Source organism: Psychroserpens sp. (assembly GCF_036960315.1).
In the GTDB taxonomy this organism is placed as follows: Bacteria; Bacteroidota; Bacteroidia; order Flavobacteriales; family Flavobacteriaceae; genus Psychroserpens.
In genome coordinates, this window is the sequence record NZ_JBALVR010000002.1 from 57,387 (window position 1) to 77,747 (window position 20,361).

General features: G+C 34.2%; 18 protein-coding genes. 8 read left to right on the forward strand and 10 right to left on the reverse strand.

The window, feature by feature from the left end:
* Nucleotides 1–51 precede the first annotated feature (51 nt).
* Nucleotides 52–1,803, forward strand: coding sequence for a T9SS type A sorting domain-containing protein (locus tag V7719_RS03935; RefSeq protein WP_335728569.1), 1,752 nt, complete (start codon nt 52–54; stop codon nt 1,801–1,803).
* A gap of 39 nt (nt 1,804–1,842) precedes the next feature.
* On the opposite strand, the gene V7719_RS03940 is transcribed toward V7719_RS03935, so the two are convergent.
* Entirely contained in the window at nt 1,843–2,880 is a 1,038-nt protein-coding gene (locus tag V7719_RS03940) for a quinone-dependent dihydroorotate dehydrogenase (RefSeq protein WP_335728570.1), read from the reverse strand.
* 123 nt (nt 2,881–3,003) lie between these two features.
* On the opposite strand from V7719_RS03940, the gene pepT reads away from it, so the two are divergent.
* Nucleotides 3,004–4,248, forward strand: a complete 1,245-nt coding sequence (gene pepT / locus V7719_RS03945) for a peptidase T (RefSeq protein WP_335728571.1) — start codon at nt 3,004–3,006, stop codon at nt 4,246–4,248.
* Between the two features lie 195 nt (nt 4,249–4,443).
* Nucleotides 4,444–5,043 (forward strand): YdeI/OmpD-associated family protein, encoded by a 600-nt coding sequence (locus V7719_RS03950; RefSeq protein WP_335728572.1) that lies wholly within the window; start codon nt 4,444–4,446, stop codon nt 5,041–5,043.
* A 73-nt stretch (nt 5,044–5,116) separates the two neighbouring features.
* Here V7719_RS03950 and yajC read toward each other — a convergent pair whose 3' ends face one another.
* The 4 genes from yajC to V7719_RS03970 all read right to left on the reverse strand — a co-directional run bounded on the left by yajC (nt 5,117) and on the right by V7719_RS03970 (nt 8,192).
* Nucleotides 5,117–5,407 carry a preprotein translocase subunit YajC gene (yajC, locus tag V7719_RS03955; protein ID WP_335728573.1) on the reverse strand — a complete coding sequence of 97 codons (291 nt, stop codon included), beginning with the start codon at nt 5,405–5,407 and terminating at the stop codon, nt 5,117–5,119.
* 3 nt (nt 5,408–5,410) lie between these two features.
* Nucleotides 5,411–5,914 (reverse strand): DUF1573 domain-containing protein, encoded by a 504-nt coding sequence (locus tag V7719_RS03960; protein ID WP_335728574.1) that lies wholly within the window; start codon nt 5,912–5,914, stop codon nt 5,411–5,413.
* Between the two features lie 125 nt (nt 5,915–6,039).
* Nucleotides 6,040–6,951 carry a transcription antitermination factor NusB gene (nusB, locus tag V7719_RS03965; RefSeq protein WP_335728575.1) on the reverse strand — a complete coding sequence of 304 codons (912 nt, stop codon included), beginning with the start codon at nt 6,949–6,951 and terminating at the stop codon, nt 6,040–6,042.
* A 137-nt stretch (nt 6,952–7,088) separates the two neighbouring features.
* Nucleotides 7,089–8,192, reverse strand: coding sequence for a Glu/Leu/Phe/Val family dehydrogenase (locus V7719_RS03970; RefSeq protein ID WP_335728576.1), 1,104 nt, complete (start codon nt 8,190–8,192; stop codon nt 7,089–7,091).
* Between the two features lie 131 nt (nt 8,193–8,323).
* Between V7719_RS03970 and V7719_RS03975 the strand changes: the two genes are divergently transcribed.
* The 3 genes from V7719_RS03975 (at nt 8,324) to V7719_RS03985 (ending at nt 13,136) form a co-directional block, all read left to right on the forward strand.
* Nucleotides 8,324–10,078, forward strand: a complete 1,755-nt coding sequence (locus V7719_RS03975) for an ABC transporter ATP-binding protein (RefSeq protein ID WP_335728577.1) — start codon at nt 8,324–8,326, stop codon at nt 10,076–10,078.
* A gap of 70 nt (nt 10,079–10,148) precedes the next feature.
* Nucleotides 10,149–10,550 carry a PUR family DNA/RNA-binding protein gene (locus V7719_RS03980; RefSeq protein WP_335728578.1) on the forward strand — a complete coding sequence of 134 codons (402 nt, stop codon included), beginning with the start codon at nt 10,149–10,151 and terminating at the stop codon, nt 10,548–10,550.
* Between the two features lie 81 nt (nt 10,551–10,631).
* Entirely contained in the window at nt 10,632–13,136 is a 2,505-nt protein-coding gene (locus tag V7719_RS03985) for a M14 family metallopeptidase (protein WP_335728579.1), read from the forward strand.
* On the opposite strand, the gene V7719_RS03990 is transcribed toward V7719_RS03985, so the two are convergent.
* Together V7719_RS03990 and V7719_RS03995 are read right to left on the reverse strand one after the other, a co-directional pair.
* Nucleotides 13,131–14,162 carry a lysophospholipid acyltransferase family protein gene (locus V7719_RS03990; protein WP_335728580.1) on the reverse strand — a complete coding sequence of 344 codons (1,032 nt, stop codon included), beginning with the start codon at nt 14,160–14,162 and terminating at the stop codon, nt 13,131–13,133. The genes V7719_RS03985 and V7719_RS03990 overlap by 6 nt on opposite strands.
* 90 nt (nt 14,163–14,252) lie before the next feature.
* Nucleotides 14,253–14,588 carry a tRNA-binding protein gene (locus tag V7719_RS03995; protein ID WP_335728581.1) on the reverse strand — a complete coding sequence of 112 codons (336 nt, stop codon included), beginning with the start codon at nt 14,586–14,588 and terminating at the stop codon, nt 14,253–14,255.
* Nucleotides 14,589–14,624: 36 nt separating this feature from the next.
* Here V7719_RS03995 and V7719_RS04000 point away from each other — a divergent pair, with 36 nt between their 5' ends.
* Nucleotides 14,625–15,179 carry a thioredoxin family protein gene (locus V7719_RS04000; protein ID WP_335728582.1) on the forward strand — a complete coding sequence of 185 codons (555 nt, stop codon included), beginning with the start codon at nt 14,625–14,627 and terminating at the stop codon, nt 15,177–15,179.
* Between the two features lie 26 nt (nt 15,180–15,205).
* Here V7719_RS04000 and V7719_RS04005 read toward each other — a convergent pair whose 3' ends face one another.
* Nucleotides 15,206–15,934: an energy transducer TonB gene (locus V7719_RS04005; RefSeq protein ID WP_335728583.1), complete on the reverse strand. Its 729-nt coding sequence runs from the start codon at nt 15,932–15,934 to the stop codon at nt 15,206–15,208.
* A 93-nt stretch (nt 15,935–16,027) separates the two neighbouring features.
* On the reverse strand, nt 16,028–18,178 hold the full coding sequence (locus V7719_RS04010) for a TonB-dependent receptor (RefSeq protein ID WP_335728584.1): 2,151 nt from the start codon (nt 18,176–18,178) through the stop codon (nt 16,028–16,030).
* A 134-nt stretch (nt 18,179–18,312) separates the two neighbouring features.
* On the opposite strand from V7719_RS04010, the gene V7719_RS04015 reads away from it, so the two are divergent.
* Nucleotides 18,313–18,993, forward strand: coding sequence for a lysoplasmalogenase (locus tag V7719_RS04015; RefSeq protein WP_335728585.1), 681 nt, complete (start codon nt 18,313–18,315; stop codon nt 18,991–18,993).
* Between the two features lie 83 nt (nt 18,994–19,076).
* Here the strand turns inward: V7719_RS04015 and V7719_RS04020 are convergent, their stop codons facing one another.
* The gene (locus V7719_RS04020) at nt 19,077–20,348 is read right to left on the reverse strand and encodes an NAD(P)/FAD-dependent oxidoreductase (RefSeq protein WP_335728586.1); all 1,272 of its coding nucleotides are present in this window, start codon (nt 20,346–20,348) and stop codon (nt 19,077–19,079) included.
* Nucleotides 20,349–20,361: the final 13 nt, after the last annotated feature.

Sequence of the window (20,361 nt, forward strand, 5' to 3'; positions counted from 1 at the left end):
TTGTCGATTTTTCAATAAATTTACGATCTAAATAGTAACCTACCTATACTTATGAAATCTCTAGCCATCCTTAAAAAGATTGTTTTTCTTTTAATAACTATATGTTCAATATCACTAGCTTCTGCTCAAAATGAGCCACAATGTGGTACTGTAGCAACGCCTGAATCTGAACAATACTTCCAGGACTTATTACCTCAAATTAGACAATACGAACAACAGTTCTATCAAAGAAGAGCTCTTCAACGTTCATCAACAGCGATTAGTTCTGTTCCTATTAAGGCACATATCTTAAGACAAGATGATGAGACTGGCGGACTTACAGAAACACAATTAAATGATGCTTTAGCACTCATGAACAACTTTTATGCAAATGCATACCTAGAGTTCTTTTTATGCGACGACATTAACTATATTGATAGTACAGAATATTATGACTATACGACTGATCAGCAGGATGTTCTCACTAATGCTAACAATGTAACTAATGTTATCAATATTTATTTTGCAAACTCTGTAAGTCTTCCTGATAATGGAGGCGGTTTGTGTGGTTATGCCTATTTCCCTGGTGGACCAGAAGTTATTCTGATGGCTAATTCCTGTGCAATGAATGGAAGTACATTATCTCACGAAATGGGGCACTTTTTTGCTTTATCTCACACCCATGGAAATTCTAATGGTACATTAACTACAGAGTTGGTTGATGGTTCTAATTGTGATACGGATGGTGATTTTATTTGTGACACACCAGCAGATCCACAATTGGGTTATGGTAATGTAACAGCAGCATGTCAATATGTTGGTACAGGCTTAGATGCTAATAATGATGCATTTAGTCCTAATCCATTAAATATCATGTCATATTCACGTAAAGAGTGTCGTAATTTATTTACTCCGCAACAATATGCACGAATCTATGGCGTATCTCAAACCACAAGATCTAATTTAGCATGCCCAAGTCTTAATGTGAGTTTAGCTACAGATTTTACAAGAGACTGTAGTAATTCACTAGAAGTCGATTTTTCAGATGTTAGTATTGGTTCTACCTCATGGCAATGGGATGTTGATGGTGACGATATTATAGATTACACCACTCAGAGTTTTACACATAACTACACGAGTCCAGGAGCATATGATGTCGCATTGACGATTTCCGATGGATCAACTACAATTACGAAAGTTTATCCTGAATATATAGAGGTTGGAAGTGAAGATATTTCAACTTCTAATGTCGTTCTAAACTTAACGACCGATGATTGGTCAGCAGAAATCTCATGGGAATTTAAGGACAGTAGTGGTACAGTGTTGTACTCAAGTCCTAATTACAATAATGATACAGATGATTTCCAAACGTTTACCGAAACTTTCACAATTGCAACTAACGAATGCTATACGTTTGAGATTTTAGACAGCTATGGTGATGGTATTTGTTGTTTTTCTGGAAATGGCTCGTACACTTTAACAACACTAGAAGGTAGCACAATTGCTAGTGGTGGAAATTATGGTTTTGGAGAAATAAACTATATGTCAAACGCAGTATTGAGTGTCGAAGACTACTTTACAGAAAATAGTATTTCGCTATATCCAAATCCTACAAAAGACATTCTAAATATTCAACTATCAAATACTAACGATTTACCTGATAGCTACACCGTTTATAACGTATTAGGACAAGTAGTAACGATTAAGAAAATCACTCAAGTTGACGATTTAAGTATACAAGCTAAAAACTTTAGTGAAGGTGTATATTATATAAAATTAACCAAAGGGCTAAGTTCAAGTACCATTCCGTTTATTAAAAATTAACCCGGAAATAAAACCATAAGAAGCGAATTGATGTCAGAGTTAATTCGCTTTTTTTATAAGTGCTTTGTTGATGTTCTTAATTAATTTTGGGCCTTCGTAGATAAAACCAGTATAGATCTGAACCAAATCTGCTCCAGCTTCAATTTTATCTAGAGCATCTTCTGCAGAATGAATGCCTCCTACTCCAATTATTGGAAAAGACTTGTTGCTCTTATCCGCTAGATATTTGATAACCTGTGTCGATTTCGATTTAATAGGTTGACCACTTAAACCGCCATTTCCAATTTCAGTAAGTCGCTCTTCAGAAGCTTTTAAACCTGTTCGGTCTGTCGATGTATTACTCGCTATCACACCATCCAGATTAGTTTCGGTAATCAACTCAATAATTTCGTCCAACTGATTATCATTTAAATCTGGAGCGATTTTCAATAAAATAGGCTTCTGTTTTTCAAAAGTATGATTTGCTTTTTGCACTTCGGAAATGAGCTCTAGAAGATAGTCCTTATCATTCAATTTGGCATGACTCCCAACATTTGGACAACTCACATTAAGTACAAAATAATCCACATAAGGATGCAAAGCATTAAAACATTCTAAGTAATCTTTGGTATAATCTTCAGGGGTTGTATCCGTATTTTTTCCAATATTTCCGCCGATAATAAGTTTGCCTCTATTCTTTTTCAACTGATGGATTGCAGCTTCTAAACCTTCATTATTAAAGCCCATTCGGTTGATAATACCTTTATCGGTTTTCAAACGGAATAATCTTTTTTTAGGATTTCCAACTTGACCTTTTGGTGTCACTGTTCCAATTTCAATAAATCCAAAACCAAAATTCGCTAGCTCATTATATAAGACTGCATTTTTATCAAAACCTGCGGCAAGTCCTACCGGGTTTTTGAATTTCAGTCCGAACAATTCACGTTCTAAAGTCTTGTCATCAAGGACGTATAAACTTCGGAATAAAGCTGACATTCCAGGGATTTTAGAGAAATTTCGAATTAAAGAGAATGTAAAATAGTGAACTTTTTCAGGATCAAAAGAAAATAGTATTGGTCGTAGCAGAAGCTTGTACATAAGAAATCTTTTCTGGTGCAAAAATAATATACATTTGAATATAATCGCTAACTTTCGCTTTAATAATTACCTAATGATATTTTATCATTCATTCAAACTCATAAAAGAAAAGCATTAAAGGTTATGATAAGCAAAGAAGACATCACCAAACGTTTTATAGGTTACGTCACTGTAGATACCGAATCCGACCCAGAAAGCGACACAACTCCAAGTACAGCTAAACAATGGGATTTAGCAAATTCACTAGCCAAAGAGCTTATTGCTATTGGCATGAAAGACGTCACTATAGACCCAAATGCTTATATCATGGCAACCTTACCTAGTAATGTAGATCATGATGTCCCAACTATTGGCTTTATTTCTCATTTTGATACTACACCAGATTTTACAGGAGCGAATGTAAAACCTCGCGTTATTGAGAACTATGATGGTAAGGATATTACACTCAATGCAGAGAAAAATATTATGTTGTCTCCAGACTATTTTGAAGATTTATTACTCTATAAAGGTCAGACTTTAATTGTAACTGACGGAACAACACTTCTAGGAGCAGATGATAAAGCCGGAATTACTGAAATCGTTTCTGCCATGGAACACCTCATCAATCATCCTGAAATTAAACATGGTGAAATCAAAGTTGGTTTTACTCCAGATGAAGAAATTGGTCGTGGAGCACATAAGTTTGATGTCGAAAAATTTGGAGCCGATTGGGCCTACACAATGGATGGCAGCCAAATTGGTGAATTAGAATATGAAAACTTCAATGCTGCTGGTGCTAAAGTGACTGTAAAAGGCAAAATTGTGCATCCAGGATATGCTAAAGGAAAAATGGTCAACTCTATGTATATCGCTAATGAGTTTATCAATTCTTTGCCTCGAATGGAAACACCAGAACACACCGATGGCTATCAAGGCTTTTTCCATCTACATGGTGTTGAAGGCAAAGTAGAAGAAACTGTATTACAATACATCATTAGAGATCATGACATGGCTCATTTTGAAGCACGTAAAGAAGTCATGCAAAAGCTTACCACTGATATCAATACACAATACGAACGTGAAGTCATTACTATCGATATTAAAGACCAGTACTTCAACATGAAAGAAAAGGTTGTGCCTGTGATGCATATTGTAGATATTGCCGAAGAGGCCATGAAACAATTAAACATTGAGCCACTCATTAAACCAATTAGAGGTGGAACAGATGGTTCTCAACTAAGTTATATGGGGTTACCATGTCCTAATATTTTTGCTGGCGGACATAATTTTCATGGACGTTATGAATATGTTCCTGTAGAGAGTATGATAAAAGCCACTGAAGTCATTTGTAAAATTGCTGAGCTGACTGCGGAAAAGAGCTTAACTTAAAATAGTCTCAACTCTTAAAATGAAAAGGTTTAAAATAGTCGATTGAAGACTAATTTAACAAAAACATCAACCGTCTTGAAGTCGAAGAAAAGATAACATTCATAAAATTTTTGATTATTTTAGTTTTACGTTATTTACTGCCTATTCTTCATTTCCGAATAAAGAATACATCAAATAGCTTATAAATGTTTAAAAATGACAAAAATCCATTCCGTTGAAGAATACATAGAATCCAACCCTCATTTTGAAGAAGAGTTATCTATCTTAAGAAAGCTTATAAATTCCACCGAACTAGAAGAAACCATGAAATGGAGCATGCCAACCTATTGTTTAAATGGCAAGAACGTTTTAGGTATTGGAGCATTTAAAAACCATTTTTGCTTATGGTTTCATCAAGGTGTGTTTTTAAAAGATAAGCACAATCTGCTCATCAATGCACAAGAAAACAAAACAAAAGCCTTACGCCAATTGCGTTTTGACACCAAAACAGATATCAAAGAAGCTGCTGTTTTGGGTTATGTTAAAGAAGCCATAGAGAATCAACGCTTAGGAAGAGAAATAAAGCCGACTCGTAAAGTTAAAGACGTTGTTATTCCCATGGAGTTACAAGACGCTCTAAAATCCAATACAGAACTCAATACAGGTTTTAAAGCTTTAACTTCAGGAAAGCAAAGAGAATACTGCGACTATATTAGTAAAGCTAAGCGAGATGCTACCAAACAATCACGGCTAGAAAAAATAATACCAATGATTAATCAAGGTGTTGGATTACATGATAAGTATAAGAGTTCCTAAACTTAACGATACGCCATAAAAAAAACTCCGAAAGCGAACTTTCGGAGTTTTTAATATATTGAATATTTAAATTCTATTTTGTACTTACAGGCGCATTTAATTTGCTACTGATTTCCATAGAAATCGCCGAACGTTCAAATTTAATCTTTCCTGCAAGTGTTTCGATAACACAGCTATTGTCCTTATCGTTTAGGTCAATAACTTTTCCGTGCATACCGCTTTTAGTAACAACTTTATCACCTTTTTTCAATCCTGCAGCAAAAGCCTTTTCTTTTTTAGCTCTTTTCATTTGTGGTGCTATCATAAAAAAATACACCACAGCAAACATTGCTACAAAAGGTAAAAAATCTCCTATTGATCCCATATATTATTTTTCTACGGCTTTATTTATAGATACTGAACCTGCTTTCTTGTCTTTGGCATTAGGATCTGGTTGTACAAAAGCCTTGATCTTAACAACTTCAGAACCCTTTTCTGTATTCGTTGTTAATGTAATAGATTTTTGCACTTGGTTAGTTCCTTTTCCATTGAACTTCACAGTAAACTCTGCAGTTTCACCTGGAGCAAGAGGATCTCTGTTCCAATCTGAAGGTACAGTACATCCACAAGTACTTTTAATATTACTTACTACTAAAGGTGCTTTACCTGTATTCGTATAGTTAAATTTTGTTTCTACTGGAGTACCGTTTACGATAGTTCCAAAATCATGCTCAGTTTCTGTAAAAGAAATGATTGGATAGTCTGCAGCATTTGCATCTCTTTCTGCAGCAGCTACTACATTATCAGAATTAATCTTTGCTGTTGCATCTTCTTTACAAGAAGTGAAAGCTACTAAACATAATGCGCTTAACGCTAAAATTGTTTTTTTCATTGGTATAATTTTTAAATAATTTTTGATTCGAGAAGCCAAATGTACTAATTATTTCATCTAATTAAAATTTTTAGTGCATTTTCAATCAAAACATTAACAGTCAATGACCTATATAGCCTAGAAACTTACAGTAACCCTCGACCTATTTTATTAAATTTATCTTCGGCAGTATACTCCTTTATAATCTTATCCAAAATCCCGTTAATAAAGTTACTACTCTTTGGTGTTGAGTATTCTTTGGCAATCTCCAAATACTCGTTAATGGTTACTTTTACTGGTATTGACGGAAATTTTTGAAACTCACAAATCGCCATTTGCATTAAAACTGTATCAATTTGGGTGATTCGTTCTGCATCCCAGTTTTTTGTTTTTGCTGAAATTTCTTCCTTAAATGAGGCTTGATTAAGCGTCGTTTTTTTTAATAAATCCAGTCCAAAATCTCGGTCTTCTAAATCCTTAAATAATTTTGGTGTAAAGAGTTTTCCTTCTGAAGACGCTTTAACCTTCTTAAGTAGCCTTAAAATAGCAGTATTGACGACAGGAAGATCATCCAACCAAGTAATACGTTTATCCTCAAAATAATCGTATAATTTATCATTAGGCGCTATGATTTCGGTAAATATGTCAATAACGAAATTCTTGTCTTCTTTAAAAGTAGATGTCTTAGTCGACATATACTCCTTATAAATATCACTCTCTAAAATGGATTTAAAAATAACATCAACATACTCAAAGTCTAAATACCAATGATTTTGTTTTTGGTCTTCCAGATGTTCTTGTAAAACAAAATTAGACTTAAGTAGCACTAACACTTCGTTATTTAAAAACTTCGCGCTAGGGTTTTTCTCATCTTGAGTTGCTAAAAATTTCTTCTGGTTTTTTTCTAATCGGTCATTTGCCTTTTTATGCAACTCAATTATCAATGATAATTGCGCTAAAAAAAGGTCGTACATGCTATTTAGACTCTGAAGTAAAAATTTTTCATTGGTTTTTATGCTATCGCTCTCACTTCCTTTTGAAGCGTAAAGTGTTTGCATAACTTTAATACGAATGTGTCGTCTGTTTAACATGGTTACAAAGAACTAAAAATTAACAAAGCGAAAGTAAATCTCTTTCGCTTTGCAAAAATACTATTATTTTAAATCTAGAAAAATATTTAAACGTCCGTTTTAAATTATTTTCCTAGCTCTCTTTTTCTATCGTCTATACGTTGCTTGGCAATTGTTAATGCAGACACATTAGTTGTTACATTATTTAGTCTTGCACCTTCAAATATTTCTAAAGTGGTATTGTAGATGTTTTCAGTCTTTCGAATGATTTCTTGTCTATCGTAATTTTCTAATTCGGCATATACATTAATAATTCCGCCAGCGTTAATTAAAAAATCTGGAGCATATAAAATACCTTTATCTTGTAATAAAGTACCATGTTTAACTTCGTCTGCTAATTGGTTATTTGCAGCTCCAGCAATAATATCTGCTTGTAATTTACTAATGGTATCATCGTTTATTGTTGCTCCTAAAGCACAAGGCGCATAGATATCCATAGGCTCACTGTAAATATCATTCCCATCATATATAGTCACGCCATATTTTGAACTTACCTCTTCTAAACGCTCTTGGTTGATATCAGTAATTGTAACGTTAGCACCTTCATTCATTAAATGCTCAACAAGTGATTCTCCAACATGGCCAATACCTTGAACAAAAACCGACTTATCTTCTAGAACGTCACTTCCATATCTAAATTTGGCTGCTGCTTTCATTCCCATAAATACACCATAAGCTGTAATTGGTGACGGGTTTCCTGCACCTCCTTTACTTTCAGAAATACCAGTCACATAAGGCGTCACCTCTCTCACTGTATCCATATCTTCTGTGGTCATACCAACATCTTCTGCAGTAATATATCTTCCACTTAAAGAATGTACAAACTCACCAAATCTTTTCATTAATTCTGGTGTCTTTTGTGTTTTGGCATCACCTATAATTACGGCTTTACCTCCTCCAAGATTAAGTCCAGTAATTGCAGATTTAAAGGTCATACCTCGCGAGAGTCTCAAAACATCATTAAGCGCCTCCCATTCGTTATTGTAATTCCACATTCTTGTACCTCCAAGAGCAGGTCCCAAAACTGTATTATGAATACCAATTATTGCTTTTAATCCAGTATCTTTGTCATTGCAAAAAACGATTTGCTCGTGATTATCAAAAGACAATTGACCGAAAACTGGATCAATTTTTGAAAGTTCCTGAGAACTTATAACATCTGATGTCATGTAAATTTAGATTTAGAATCTATTTTTAATTATATGTAAAATAGCGTGCAAAAATAATTTAATATTAGAGTATTAACAAAATTATGCGTGTTAAAATATCAAATTACTAAAATTCAGTCCTCAAATTATAAATGAAAGAGCTTAAACATATCAACAAATATTTTTATAAGTATCGCTATAGACTTCTATTAGGTGTCTTGATTACCATTGCTGCAAAAATATTTGCCTTATTTACACCTAGGTTTATTGGTAAAGCTATTACTACCATTTCAAATGCTATCAATGGTGATATTTCCAACGAAGTATTTAAAACAGAACTCACTACGAACATTTTGTATCTTGTTGGTGCAGCAGTAATAGCGGGTGTTTTTACATTTTTAATGCGACAAACAATAATTAATGTTTCGCGTTATATAGAGTATGACTTAAAAAATGAAGTCTATCAGCAGTACCAGAACTTGTCTTTAAACTTCTACAAAGCCAATAGAACTGGTGATTTGATGAATAGAATTAGTGAAGATGTTGGTAAAGTAAGAATGTATGCTGGTCCAGCAATCATGTACACCATCAATACGGTTACACTATTTATTGTTGCATTAATCTACATGTTGAGTGTCGCTCCAAAATTGACGCTTTATACCGTAATGCCATTACCTATTCTATCTTTCATTATTTACAAACTGAGTAGTATCATCAACAAACGTAGTAGAATTGTACAAGAATACCTCTCGCATTTATCGACATATACGCAAGAATCGTTTAGCGGAATTTCAGTCATTAAATCCTACGGAATAGAACAAGAGAACTACGATGAGTTCAATGCACTTTCTGAAGAAAGTAAGCAGAAACAAATAGATCTCACCAAAGTTCAGGCGCTATTTTTCCCGTCTATGATTTTACTTATCGGTATTAGTAATATTTTAGTGGCCTATGTAGGTGGAATGCAATATATCAATGGAGAAATTAAAGAAATTGGAACTATTGCAGAGTTTTTAATTTATGTAAATATGCTGACTTGGCCTGTGGCTACAGTAGGATGGGTAACTAATTTGGTTCAGCAAGCTGAAGCATCACAAAAACGTATTAATGAATTTTTAGAGGAAGAACCTGAAATAAAAAACAACAATCCTACACCTTCTGAAATCACTGGAAACATAGATTTCAGGAAAGTTACTTATATCTATCCTGACACTAATATCAAAGCACTAGATGATGTAAACTTTACTATTAAAAAAGGCGAAACTCTGGCTATTCTTGGGAAAACTGGCTCTGGAAAATCCACTATTCTTGATTTAATTGGACGATTATACGACGTCCAAGAAGGAACCATCAAAATTGATGGTGTTGCCATTGACCAAATCCATCTCAAAAGCCTTAGAAAAAATATCGGCTATGTGCCTCAGGATGCCTTTTTGTTTTCTGACACGATTGAAAATAACATCAAGTTTGGAAAAGAAGATGCTACAAACGAAGAGATCGTCAATGCTGCAAAATATGCAGATGTCCATAAAAACATACAGAAATTCAATAAGGGATATCAAACCAAATTAGGTGAACGTGGTATTACATTATCTGGTGGACAAAAACAGCGTATATCGATTGCTAGAGCTATTATTAAAGCTCCAGAAATCATGTTATTTGATGATTGTTTATCTGCTGTTGATACCGAAACTGAAGAAAAAATACTTATGAGTTTACGAAAAATTTCCCAAGGAAAAACGACGGTTATCGTAAGTCATCGTGTGTCTTCTGCTAAAGATGCAGATAAAATTATTGTACTAGAAGATGGTAAAATCATCCAAAATGGAACACACGAATCTTTGGTAAACTCCGATGGATACTACAAAGAACTATACTTAAAGCAACTTAGCACAAAAGAATTATAGTTATTTGTTGCTTAGTATTCTTTTTTTTTAGATTTTTGATGCACAATCAAACAAAAAATTAGAATTAGCTATGAGTGATCACGGAATGATGGAAAAAGAGGAAATTTATTCGAAAGTACTGCGAGCAGGAAGAAGAACCTACTTTTTTGATGTAAGAGCAACCAAAGCCGGTGATTATTATCTTACAATTACAGAAAGTAAAAAGTTTACGAACGATGATGGTTCATTTCACTACAAAAAACACAAAATCTATCTTTACAAGGAAGATTTCTCCGAATTCAATGAGATTTTAAGAGAAATGACAGATTACATTATCTCAGAAAAGGGAGACGAAGTGATAAGTGAACGTCATCAAAAAGATTTCAAAAAAGAAGAATACACATCTAATGATGATGTCGTCGAAAGTGTAGAATCTACAGATGATTCTGATTCTGCCGATAAGTTTACAGACATCAATTTTGAAGACATTTAAATCTTCAATTGTTAAATTATACCAAACCGCTATTCTAAGAGTAGCGGTTTTTTTATTTTTATAACCTAACTAACACTAGATATGAGACTAACTATCCTGTTTATCGTATTGAGCTATTTTCAAATTAATGCTCAATCTCAAACCGATTTATCCTATTACCTTCCACAGAATACAACTTATAACGAAAGCATACCAACACCAGAGTCTGTTCTTGGTCATCAAGTTGGTGAGTGGCACGTTACACATGACAAGCTGGTACAGTACATGCAAGCATTAGCAAATGCTTCGGATAGAATTAGCATCGAAAACAGAGGAACCACATTTGAAGGCAGACCTTTACTCCTACTTACAATTACGTCTCCAGAAAACCATAGTAATTTAGAAAGTATAAGACAAACACATATTGCTTCTACCGAAAACAATACGGTAGACACCAGTAATATGCCAATTGTAGTGTATCAAGGATTTTCTATTCATGGTAATGAACCTAGTGGTTCTAATGCAGCACTTTTAGTCGCCTATTATTTAGCTGCTTCAGAAAGTAATGACGTTAAAGAATTACTCAACCAAACGGTTATATTATTTGATCCTTCATTTAACCCAGATGGTTTACAACGCTTTGCCTATTGGGCAAACACGAATAGAAGTAAAAATTTAAATCCTGATCCAAACGATAGAGAATATAACGAAGTTTGGCCAGGTGGAAGAACAAATCATTACTGGTTTGACATGAATCGAGATTGGCTACCTGTGCAATTACCAGAATCTCGTGTCCGTATTGCGAGTTTCCACAAGTGGTTGCCAAATATTTTGACAGATCATCACGAAATGGGTACTAATGCGAGTTTCTTTTTTCAACCTGGAATTCCATCACGAACACATCCATTAACGCCAAAACTGAATCAGGAACTCACTAAAAATATTGGTAACTATCATGCTAAGGCACTGGATAAAATTGGATCACTTTACTATACCGAAGAAAGTTTCGACGATTTTTACTACGGAAAAGGATCTACCTTTCCAGATATCAACGGAGGTATTGGTATTTTGTTCGAACAAGCAAGTTCACGTGGACATATTCAAGAAAGTGATAACGGAATCCTCACCTTTCCGTTTACGATTCGGAATCAATTTACTGCCGCTCTATCTACCTTAGATGCTGCCAAGGGTATGCGTGAAGACATTTTGCAGTATCAACATGATTTTTATAAGAATGCCCGAACAGAAGCCACAAAAGAAAATGAAAAAGCCATCGTTTTTGGAGATGAAAAAGATGCCGCAAAAACATTTCATTTGGCTGAAATATTAAAACGTCATCAGATTGATTTTCATGAATTGAAAAAAGATATAAGCAGTGACGGAAAAAACTTCAAGAAAGGCTTCGCCTATATCATTCCAAAGAATCAAAAAAACACACGTCTCATTAATGCTATGTTTGAAAAGCGCACCAAATTTCAAGATAGTTTATTTTACGATGTCTCTGCTTGGACATTCCCATTAGCATTCGGATTAGATTATTCTGAAAACGCAACAACAAGAGAAGCTGGAGCCAAGGTCGATGATCTAAAAATGCGAACCGGAAGTATTTCAGCAAAAAGCGATTATGCCTATCTCATGGAGTGGCATGAATACTATGCCCCTAAAGCTCTAAACAAGATCTTAGGAAGCGACTTAAGAGCTAAAGTTGGTATGAAGCGCTTTAGTATCAATGGTAAAGATTATGATTACGGCACCATAATGATTCCGGTTCAAAACCAGAATAAATCTCCCGATGCGCTTTACGATTTTCTTAAGCAAATAGCAGTAGAAAATCATTTAAATATAGATGCTGTCAAAACAGGGCTAACACAAGGTATTGATTTGGGAAGCAGCCAATTTAGAGCGATGAAGCAACCTAAAGTAGCTATGATTGTTGGTGACGGTATTCGAAGTTATGACGCTGGAGAAATTTGGCATCTATTTGACCAACGCTACGATATGCGAATTACAAAGCTGGATAACAAGTCCTTAAATAGGGCCAATTTAGACAGATACAATACTATTATTATGCCAAGCGGATCTGCTGGTGCAGACGCCATAAAAAAATTAAAAGAATGGGTTCAAAAGGGCGGAACATTAATTGGATATCGCAGTGCTTTAAATTGGTTAAATACTAATAAGTTTATCAAACTTGACTTCAAGAAAATGACACTTGATGCCAAGAACATTACTTTTGAGCAACGAGGCGATTTTAGAGGCGCTCAAGTTGTTGGTGGCGCCATTTTTGAAGCCGATTTAGACCGATCTCATCCTATCAATTTTGGCTATAAAAATGACAAAATAGCCTTATTTAGAAATAACACAATGTTTATGAACACAGATAAACAAAGCTATAATAACCCTATTCAATACACCAAAAACCCATTATTGAGCGGTTATATTTCTAAACGTAACTTAGACAGTTTAGCATTAACGGTTCCGTTTAAAGCAAAAAACTTAGGACAAGGAAATGTGATTGTTTTTACAGATAACACGAACTTTAGAGCCTTTTGGTATGGCACAAATAAGTTATTGATGAACGCGATTTTCTTTAGAGAAGAATTATAACTTAACTGAAAGTAAATTCAAGACAATAACATTGAGAAGATACAGGAATGCAAATTTGATTTGAAATACAAAACCTAAAAACAGCATGACTAGTATTACGAAAATTGGCACTAATGTTATAGCAATCGTAAACCTAAAGGTCGATGTAAATTCTATCTCTTTAATTTTTGGTTGTATTACTTTTTTCCAGATTAAATAAGGCACAAAAAGGTTGACAATCAATAAAAACTTAAAAAATTGCTTTAAAAAATTATTCTGTTTTGATGTGATCTTTTTACAAGTATTAAAATCACTTGCAATACATTTATTGACGTCTTCAGGATTTGTAAAATCTACATTCAGGTATTCAAGCTGTTGAAGTGTTAACTCGTAATTGTCACTTTCAATATGTGTGGTGAGCTGACGTAATTGACTTGAAACTTTATCTTTGAGCTGCAAAACACTTTTATTTTTTTCATCTAGAAGGTTTGAACTTACTTGAATTGGCTTGCCAAAGTTAATTAAAGTACTATCACTAAATTTCGTGGCATGTTTAAAATTCAATCCTACAGGAATTAAGTATAATTCAGTTTCTGGATACGCTTCAATTGTTTCAAAAACAATCCGTGTAAATCCCTTGCTTAAGGGTCTAACAGTTCGTCTTAAATCGTGACTTCCTTCAGGAAAAATAACAATGGCTTGTTTTTCATTAAGTAATTTTGAACTCATAGAAAATATGGAGTTGTTTTTACTCAAGTTTCCCCAACCATCTCTAATTCTATACACAGGAAGCATTCGCAGACTTTTTAAAATCTTACTAACAAGTGGCTTACTAAAAACACTTGCCCGAGTCAAAAAATAAGAAAAACGACCATTCTTAGTGGCAATTAACAAGGCGTCTAACAACGCGTTTTGATGATTTACCAAAAATAAAACAGGTTTATTTTTTGGTATATTTTCGGCATTGGCAACTTCTATTTTTTTAAAATAAAAAAATAGGCCTAAACGCAAATACGCTCTCATACTATATAACCATAACTGTTTCAAATCTCAACTACTTTTGATGGTTTATTACTCCAATAAAACGATAAAACTAACCCCAAACCAGACTGGGTTCTAATTGCTTAAGCCAGTGTATTATGATACAGATAATCCATTTCTAACTTTATGTTCTGGATTGAGAAGAATAACATCCTCACCATCAACCGCTCCAAGAACAAGACATTCGCTCATGAATTTTGCAATTTGTTTCTTCGGAAAATTAACTACGGCTATAATCTGATGATCAAGTAAATCTTCTTTCTTATATAGCGTTGTTATTTGAGCCGAAGATTTCTTAACACCCAAGTCACCAAAATCAATGATAAGCTGATATGCTGGATGTCGTGCTTCCTGAAAATCACTCACTTCAATAATAGTACCAACACGTAAATCGACCTTTGTAAAGTCTTCAAAAGTTATTATATTATCCATTCTTTAAACTTACAAATTAATCTTAATATCTCCACTATGGCATTAACACCTTCAAATATGCTTCCTTTAGGAACAATAGCTCCAAAATTTGGGCTTGCAAATTCTGTTGATAATTCTATAGTATCTATAGATAGTGCTAAAGGTCATAACGGAACGCTTATTATGTTCATCTGTAATCATTGTCCATTTGTAAAGCATGTCAACGCAGAACTTTCTCAATTAGCAAAAGATTACGTATCTAAAGGCATTAATTGTATAGCGATTTCCAGTAACGATGCAAACAAGTATCCTGAAGATGCTCCAGATAAAATGAAGCAGAATGCCATTGACAACGATTTTATATTTCCGTATTTATATGATGAGAGGCAAGAAGTCGCTAAAGATTATGATGCGGCTTGCACACCAGATTTCTATGTATTTGACAACGATTTAAGATTAATTTATAGAGGTCAGTTGGATGATTCAAGACCTGGTAATGGAATTCCTGTTACTGGAAAAGATTTGAGAACAGCCTTAGATGATATGCTTCAAAGCAAGCCTATTTCCGAAGTTCAAAAACCTAGTATCGGTTGTAATATTAAGTGGAAATAAGCATACCTTTCATCAAAACAATTAACTTACTGTCGTAACACAAAAGTAATTGGAATACTATAAGGCACAGTCACAGCTATTCCACGCTGTTTTCCTGGGACCATTTTTGGCAATAGTTTTATAATACGTTCAGCTTCTTTTTCTAAAATTTTATCTGGACCTCTAGATTTTATTCTTGCTACATGTCCAGTATTATCTATAGCGAAAAGCACATACACTTTTCCATAAATCCCCAATTCTTGAGCAGTATTTGGATAAACAAAATTTTTCTTAACGTGCTCTAGAATAGACCTTTGAAAACACGCTTTCTTCTCTGCTTTGGTTCCTTTTTCACAACCTGGAAACACTGGAATATCTTCTATAACGGAGAAAGGAACTTCGACATCTTCTTCAACCTCTTCGACATCAACATCTTCAACACTCACGACTTCAGAAATCGCATCAGATTGGCTAACTTCACTACTCTCAATAATAGTTTCTTCAATTTCAACAACATCTTCAACAATTTTAATGTCCTCAGGAACAACTGGTGGAGCAATTGGCGGTGGCGGCGGCGGTGTATTAAGATTTATAATCTCTATATCCTCATCGGCAAAATCATCTAGTTGTAATTGCTCCACAACCAAATCATCTGTTTCATAAGATTTATACTCAAACATCAGATATGTTGATAACAACATTAAATTTAAACCAATTGCAAAATAGAGACTACTATTTCTGCTTACATCGACCTCTGGATTTTTTTTGACTTGCATAACTAAAAGATTTATATTATCTCTAAATTACTCCATAGGCCACTAAAAAAATATGACAAATATCATGTTGTAAAAATCTTACAAATAAGTCAGTTATAGGTTATCTAACTGGTTATCTTTTCCATCTTCACTTATGGTCCAAAAGAAGCCTACGAAGAAAAATTGATCGGCTGCTGGTTTTAATGCTCGTCTGTCGAAATTACCATTCACATCTGATGTATCTGCATATTGGTAACCATTTATATTTTTAAACCCAAGCACATTATTTACTGATAGATACAATATCTTTTGCGGACTAATTAAATACGCCCAGTTTAAGCTAATGCTATTATAGCTTTTAGTCATTTCACCTAAAAACGCATCCGTATTTGGATTATCATATGGTCTACCCGAAGCAAAGGTATAACTGAAGCCTATCTGACTTTTCCAATCCTCAACCCAATATTTTGCAACAGCTGAAAAGTTATGTGAATTAGCAAAACTAGGCTGTGCTTGCATAGGAAAATTACGATAATCACGTTCTGTATCCAAATAAGAGTAACTCAACCAATAGTCCACATTTTTAAGGCTTTTATTATCTCTCCAAAAGATATCCAAACCTTGTGCAAAACCAGAGCCTGTATTATCAAAATTACTATCAAAACCTTCAAAATCAGTATCAAACTTTACCAAATTATCATACTCTTTTCTGTAAACCTCAGCTCTAAATAATCGTCCGTCGTTAACATATTGGTAGTTCATGATATAGTGTTTGGTATTTTGAGTTTGGACTTCGGAATTAAATTTCAAAATATTATTATTAGCATTTTGGTAGAAATTTCCGTAGGCCAAAGACAACTGACCATTTTTTGAAGTTTTATGTGCTACAGAAATTCTTGGCGCAATTTGAAACTCATTAGAAAGCGCATAGTTATCTGCTCTCACTCCTACTTTTAATGCTAAAGCCATACTGAAAATAATATCAGATTCTAAGAAAATTCCTGTGTTGTTATTATTAAATCCATAGGTTGCATTAACGTCTTCCGCAGAAAAGGCTTCGTCAAATTTGGTTGTGAAATGTTCTGCTCCAAAACTCAATTTGAATCTACTATTGAAACGTTTTCTGAATTTCAATTTCATATGAGCTGAATTTTCATCATTATTGATATCACTATCAATGATTTTTAAATCTGTTTTTGCTATGGTATAACTCAAACCCGTTTGTAATGACCAACCATTACCTAAAACACCTTGATACGTTGTGTTAGCATAAAAATTTCTGTTATTAAGTTTAACGCGAACACCATCAGCAACATTGATATCTTCCTGTGTTAAATCAAAATTTGACGTATCGAAAGCTGCATAGAATTTTAGCATTCCGCTTGTAAACTTCTGACGAAAAACAGCTTCACCTTGAGCGCCTTCATAAGGTTTTTCCCAATCGTTGCGATCTGAAAACATGGCTAAATAAGGCGCTAGATTGATATAAGAAGCATTGACACTCAAGGATGTATCATCCCATTTTTCGGTACGACCTAAACTTGCTCCAACAGTCATAATTCCGATGTTGGTTTTCTCTTGATCTGGCTCATCTATAGTATTTAGCAACAAAACACTAGATAAAGCATTACCAAATTCGGCAGAATAACCTCCAGTAGAAAATGTGATGCCGTCAAACAAAAATGGCGAATATCGACCACGTGTTGGAATATTATTGGTTGTAGGCGAATAAGGTGTAAATACACGAATACCATCAATAAAAATCTGAGTTTCGTTGGCATCCCCTCCTCTTACAAACAGACGTCCATCTTCTGCTACGGTAGATGTTCCAGGAAGCGTTTGCAATGCGCCTACAAAATCACCTAATGCGCTTGCAGTGGTAACAACATCTAGTGGCTTGAGCACAGATACTTTACTGTTATCGCTGGCTTCAAACGTTCCCGCCGAAATCACAACAGCATCTAGAGTTTCCATATCATCCTTTAGTTTAATTTGAAGGTTTTTAAAGGTCGACACATCACCAACAATGGTTTTTGTTTCATAGGATAAGTAAGAAATGATCAAGGTTTGCGAACCTGTTTCATCAGTTGTAAAGCTGAAACCTCCTTGGTCTTTTGTCGTAGAGCCATCATAAGTTCCGTCGAGATAGACGTTAGCTCCAACAATAGGTTGATTTTTAGAATCGGTTACTTTTCCGCTTATGGTAGTTTGCGAAAAAGTGACTATTGAGATTAAGAAGATTAAAAATTTGATTAATGATTGCATGGTTGATGATTTTAACTATTCGTTTTTTTTGATAGGACAAATATGAGAAAGATGGCCTGTCTCAAAAACTCTATGTTACTGAATTGTCAAAAATTAGTTCTGAATTGCATATTTTTGAAAAAACCGAATGATATATGCTTACAGTTTCAGAAAAAAAATTCAGTGTTATATTTAGTCTGATTGTTATTGCCGAATTATTTTTTGAATCCTCAGAGCGACTTATTCAATTTCACTATATCTCCAAGCCAGCCATAGTCTTATCATTGCTGGTTTTCTTTTGGATAAAGAGCAAAACACTTAGCAAGTCACTGAGATATATAATAGCTTCTGCACTACTATTTTCGTTATTAGGAGACCTACTTCTCATGTTTGTAGAGGTATCAGCAAGTTACTTTTTATTAGGATTGGTCGCATTCTTAATAGCCCATATAATGTATGTTATCGCATTTTTAAAACATCGGAACAACGCTGTAAAACCTTTTGGGTTCATTGCTATTTTATTAGTGTATGCTTGTGGATTATTTTATCTCTTAAAAGAAGGGCTAAATGAAATGTTGATACCTGTCATCATATATATGATTGTTATTTTAAGCATGTCGACAGCTGCTTTTACAAGACGAGATAACGTGCCAAAATTGAGTTATATACTCGTGTTTTTAGGAGCTATATGCTTTATGATATCTGATAGTATATTGGCATTGAATAAATTTTTCCGTCCGTTTGAATATGCAAACTTCGGTATTATGCTAACTTATGCTTTAGCACAATATTTAATTATTATTGGGATTTTGAAGTTATCCAAAGCTTCGCGTTAAGGATGGAAACGGCATCCTTTTGTATTCAAAAGATATAGTGTACAGCCTGACCTTGAGTACAACGAGGGGAAACGCCCAAAAATCTATTTTTTAAAAGGTCGAATTATAAGTCGTGCTGCTTTATCGAAATTAATGTAATTGTAGGACCAATTAAAGAAAACAATTACGCGATTTCTAAAGCCAACGAGTGACATTAAATGGATAAACATCCAAATAAACCAAGCAAAGAAACCTCCAAATTTAAAATGTTTTAAGTCCACCACAGCCTTATTGCGACCAATGGTTGCCATAGAGCCTTTATCTTTATAAGTAAAAGGTTTTGGTGATTGATTCTTAATAAATCGCATAAGGTTTTTCCCTAGAAGTTTACCTTGCTGAATCGCGGGTTGTGCGACTTGCGGATGTCCATTAGGATAATTTTCTGTGCTCATAGAAGCGATATCACCTAGAGCAAAAATAGTATGATACCCTTCAATTTGATTAAAACGATTTACCTTATATCGATTTGCTCGTTCTAACATTGACTCGGCTTTAAGACCATGTATTGGTGAGCCAGTAACTCCAGCTGCCCAAATTAATGTTTCGGTATGCAGTTTTAAATCAGAATTAGTGGTAACGAGTTTCCCATCATAATCTTTTACAAATACATTAGTATGAACATGAACACCTAAAGTTTGAAGAAATCCTTCTGCTTTTTTTGAAGCATGTTCACTCATAGGAGGCAGCACTCTATTGGCTCCTTCTAATAGATGGATTTGCATGTCACTACTATTTAAGTCCTTATAATCTCTTGGGAGAATATGGTTTTTGAGTTCGGCTATGGCACCAGCCAATTCAACACCAGTTGGTCCTCCCCCAACAATAACAAAATTTAAGTATGCTTGTCGTTCCTTTTCTGAATTAGCAATAGCTGCTTTTTCAAAATTTTGAAGAATTAGACTTCTAATATTGAGCGCCTGAGGAACACTTTTCATTGGCATACTATTGGCTTCAATCGATTTACTACCAAAATAATTAGTTTTAGTTCCTGTAGCAATGACTAGATAATCATAACTAAGAGCACCAATGCTTGTAGTGATTTCATTTTTATCTGCATGGATATAATCAACCTCAGCAAGTCTGAAAAATGAATTTTTATGTTTTTTTATAATTTTTCTTAACGGATATGCAATTGAGTCGGGCTCCAAACCTGAGCTTGACACTTGATATAATAGTGGTTGAAATGTATGATAATTGTGCTTGTCTAAAAGAACAACCTGCAAGTCCTTGTTCGCTAATGACTTTGCTAGATTAACACCTGCAAAACCGCCACCTATTATTACAATTCTAGGGAATTTTGATTTGGGAATATTCATATAAAAACCTTCT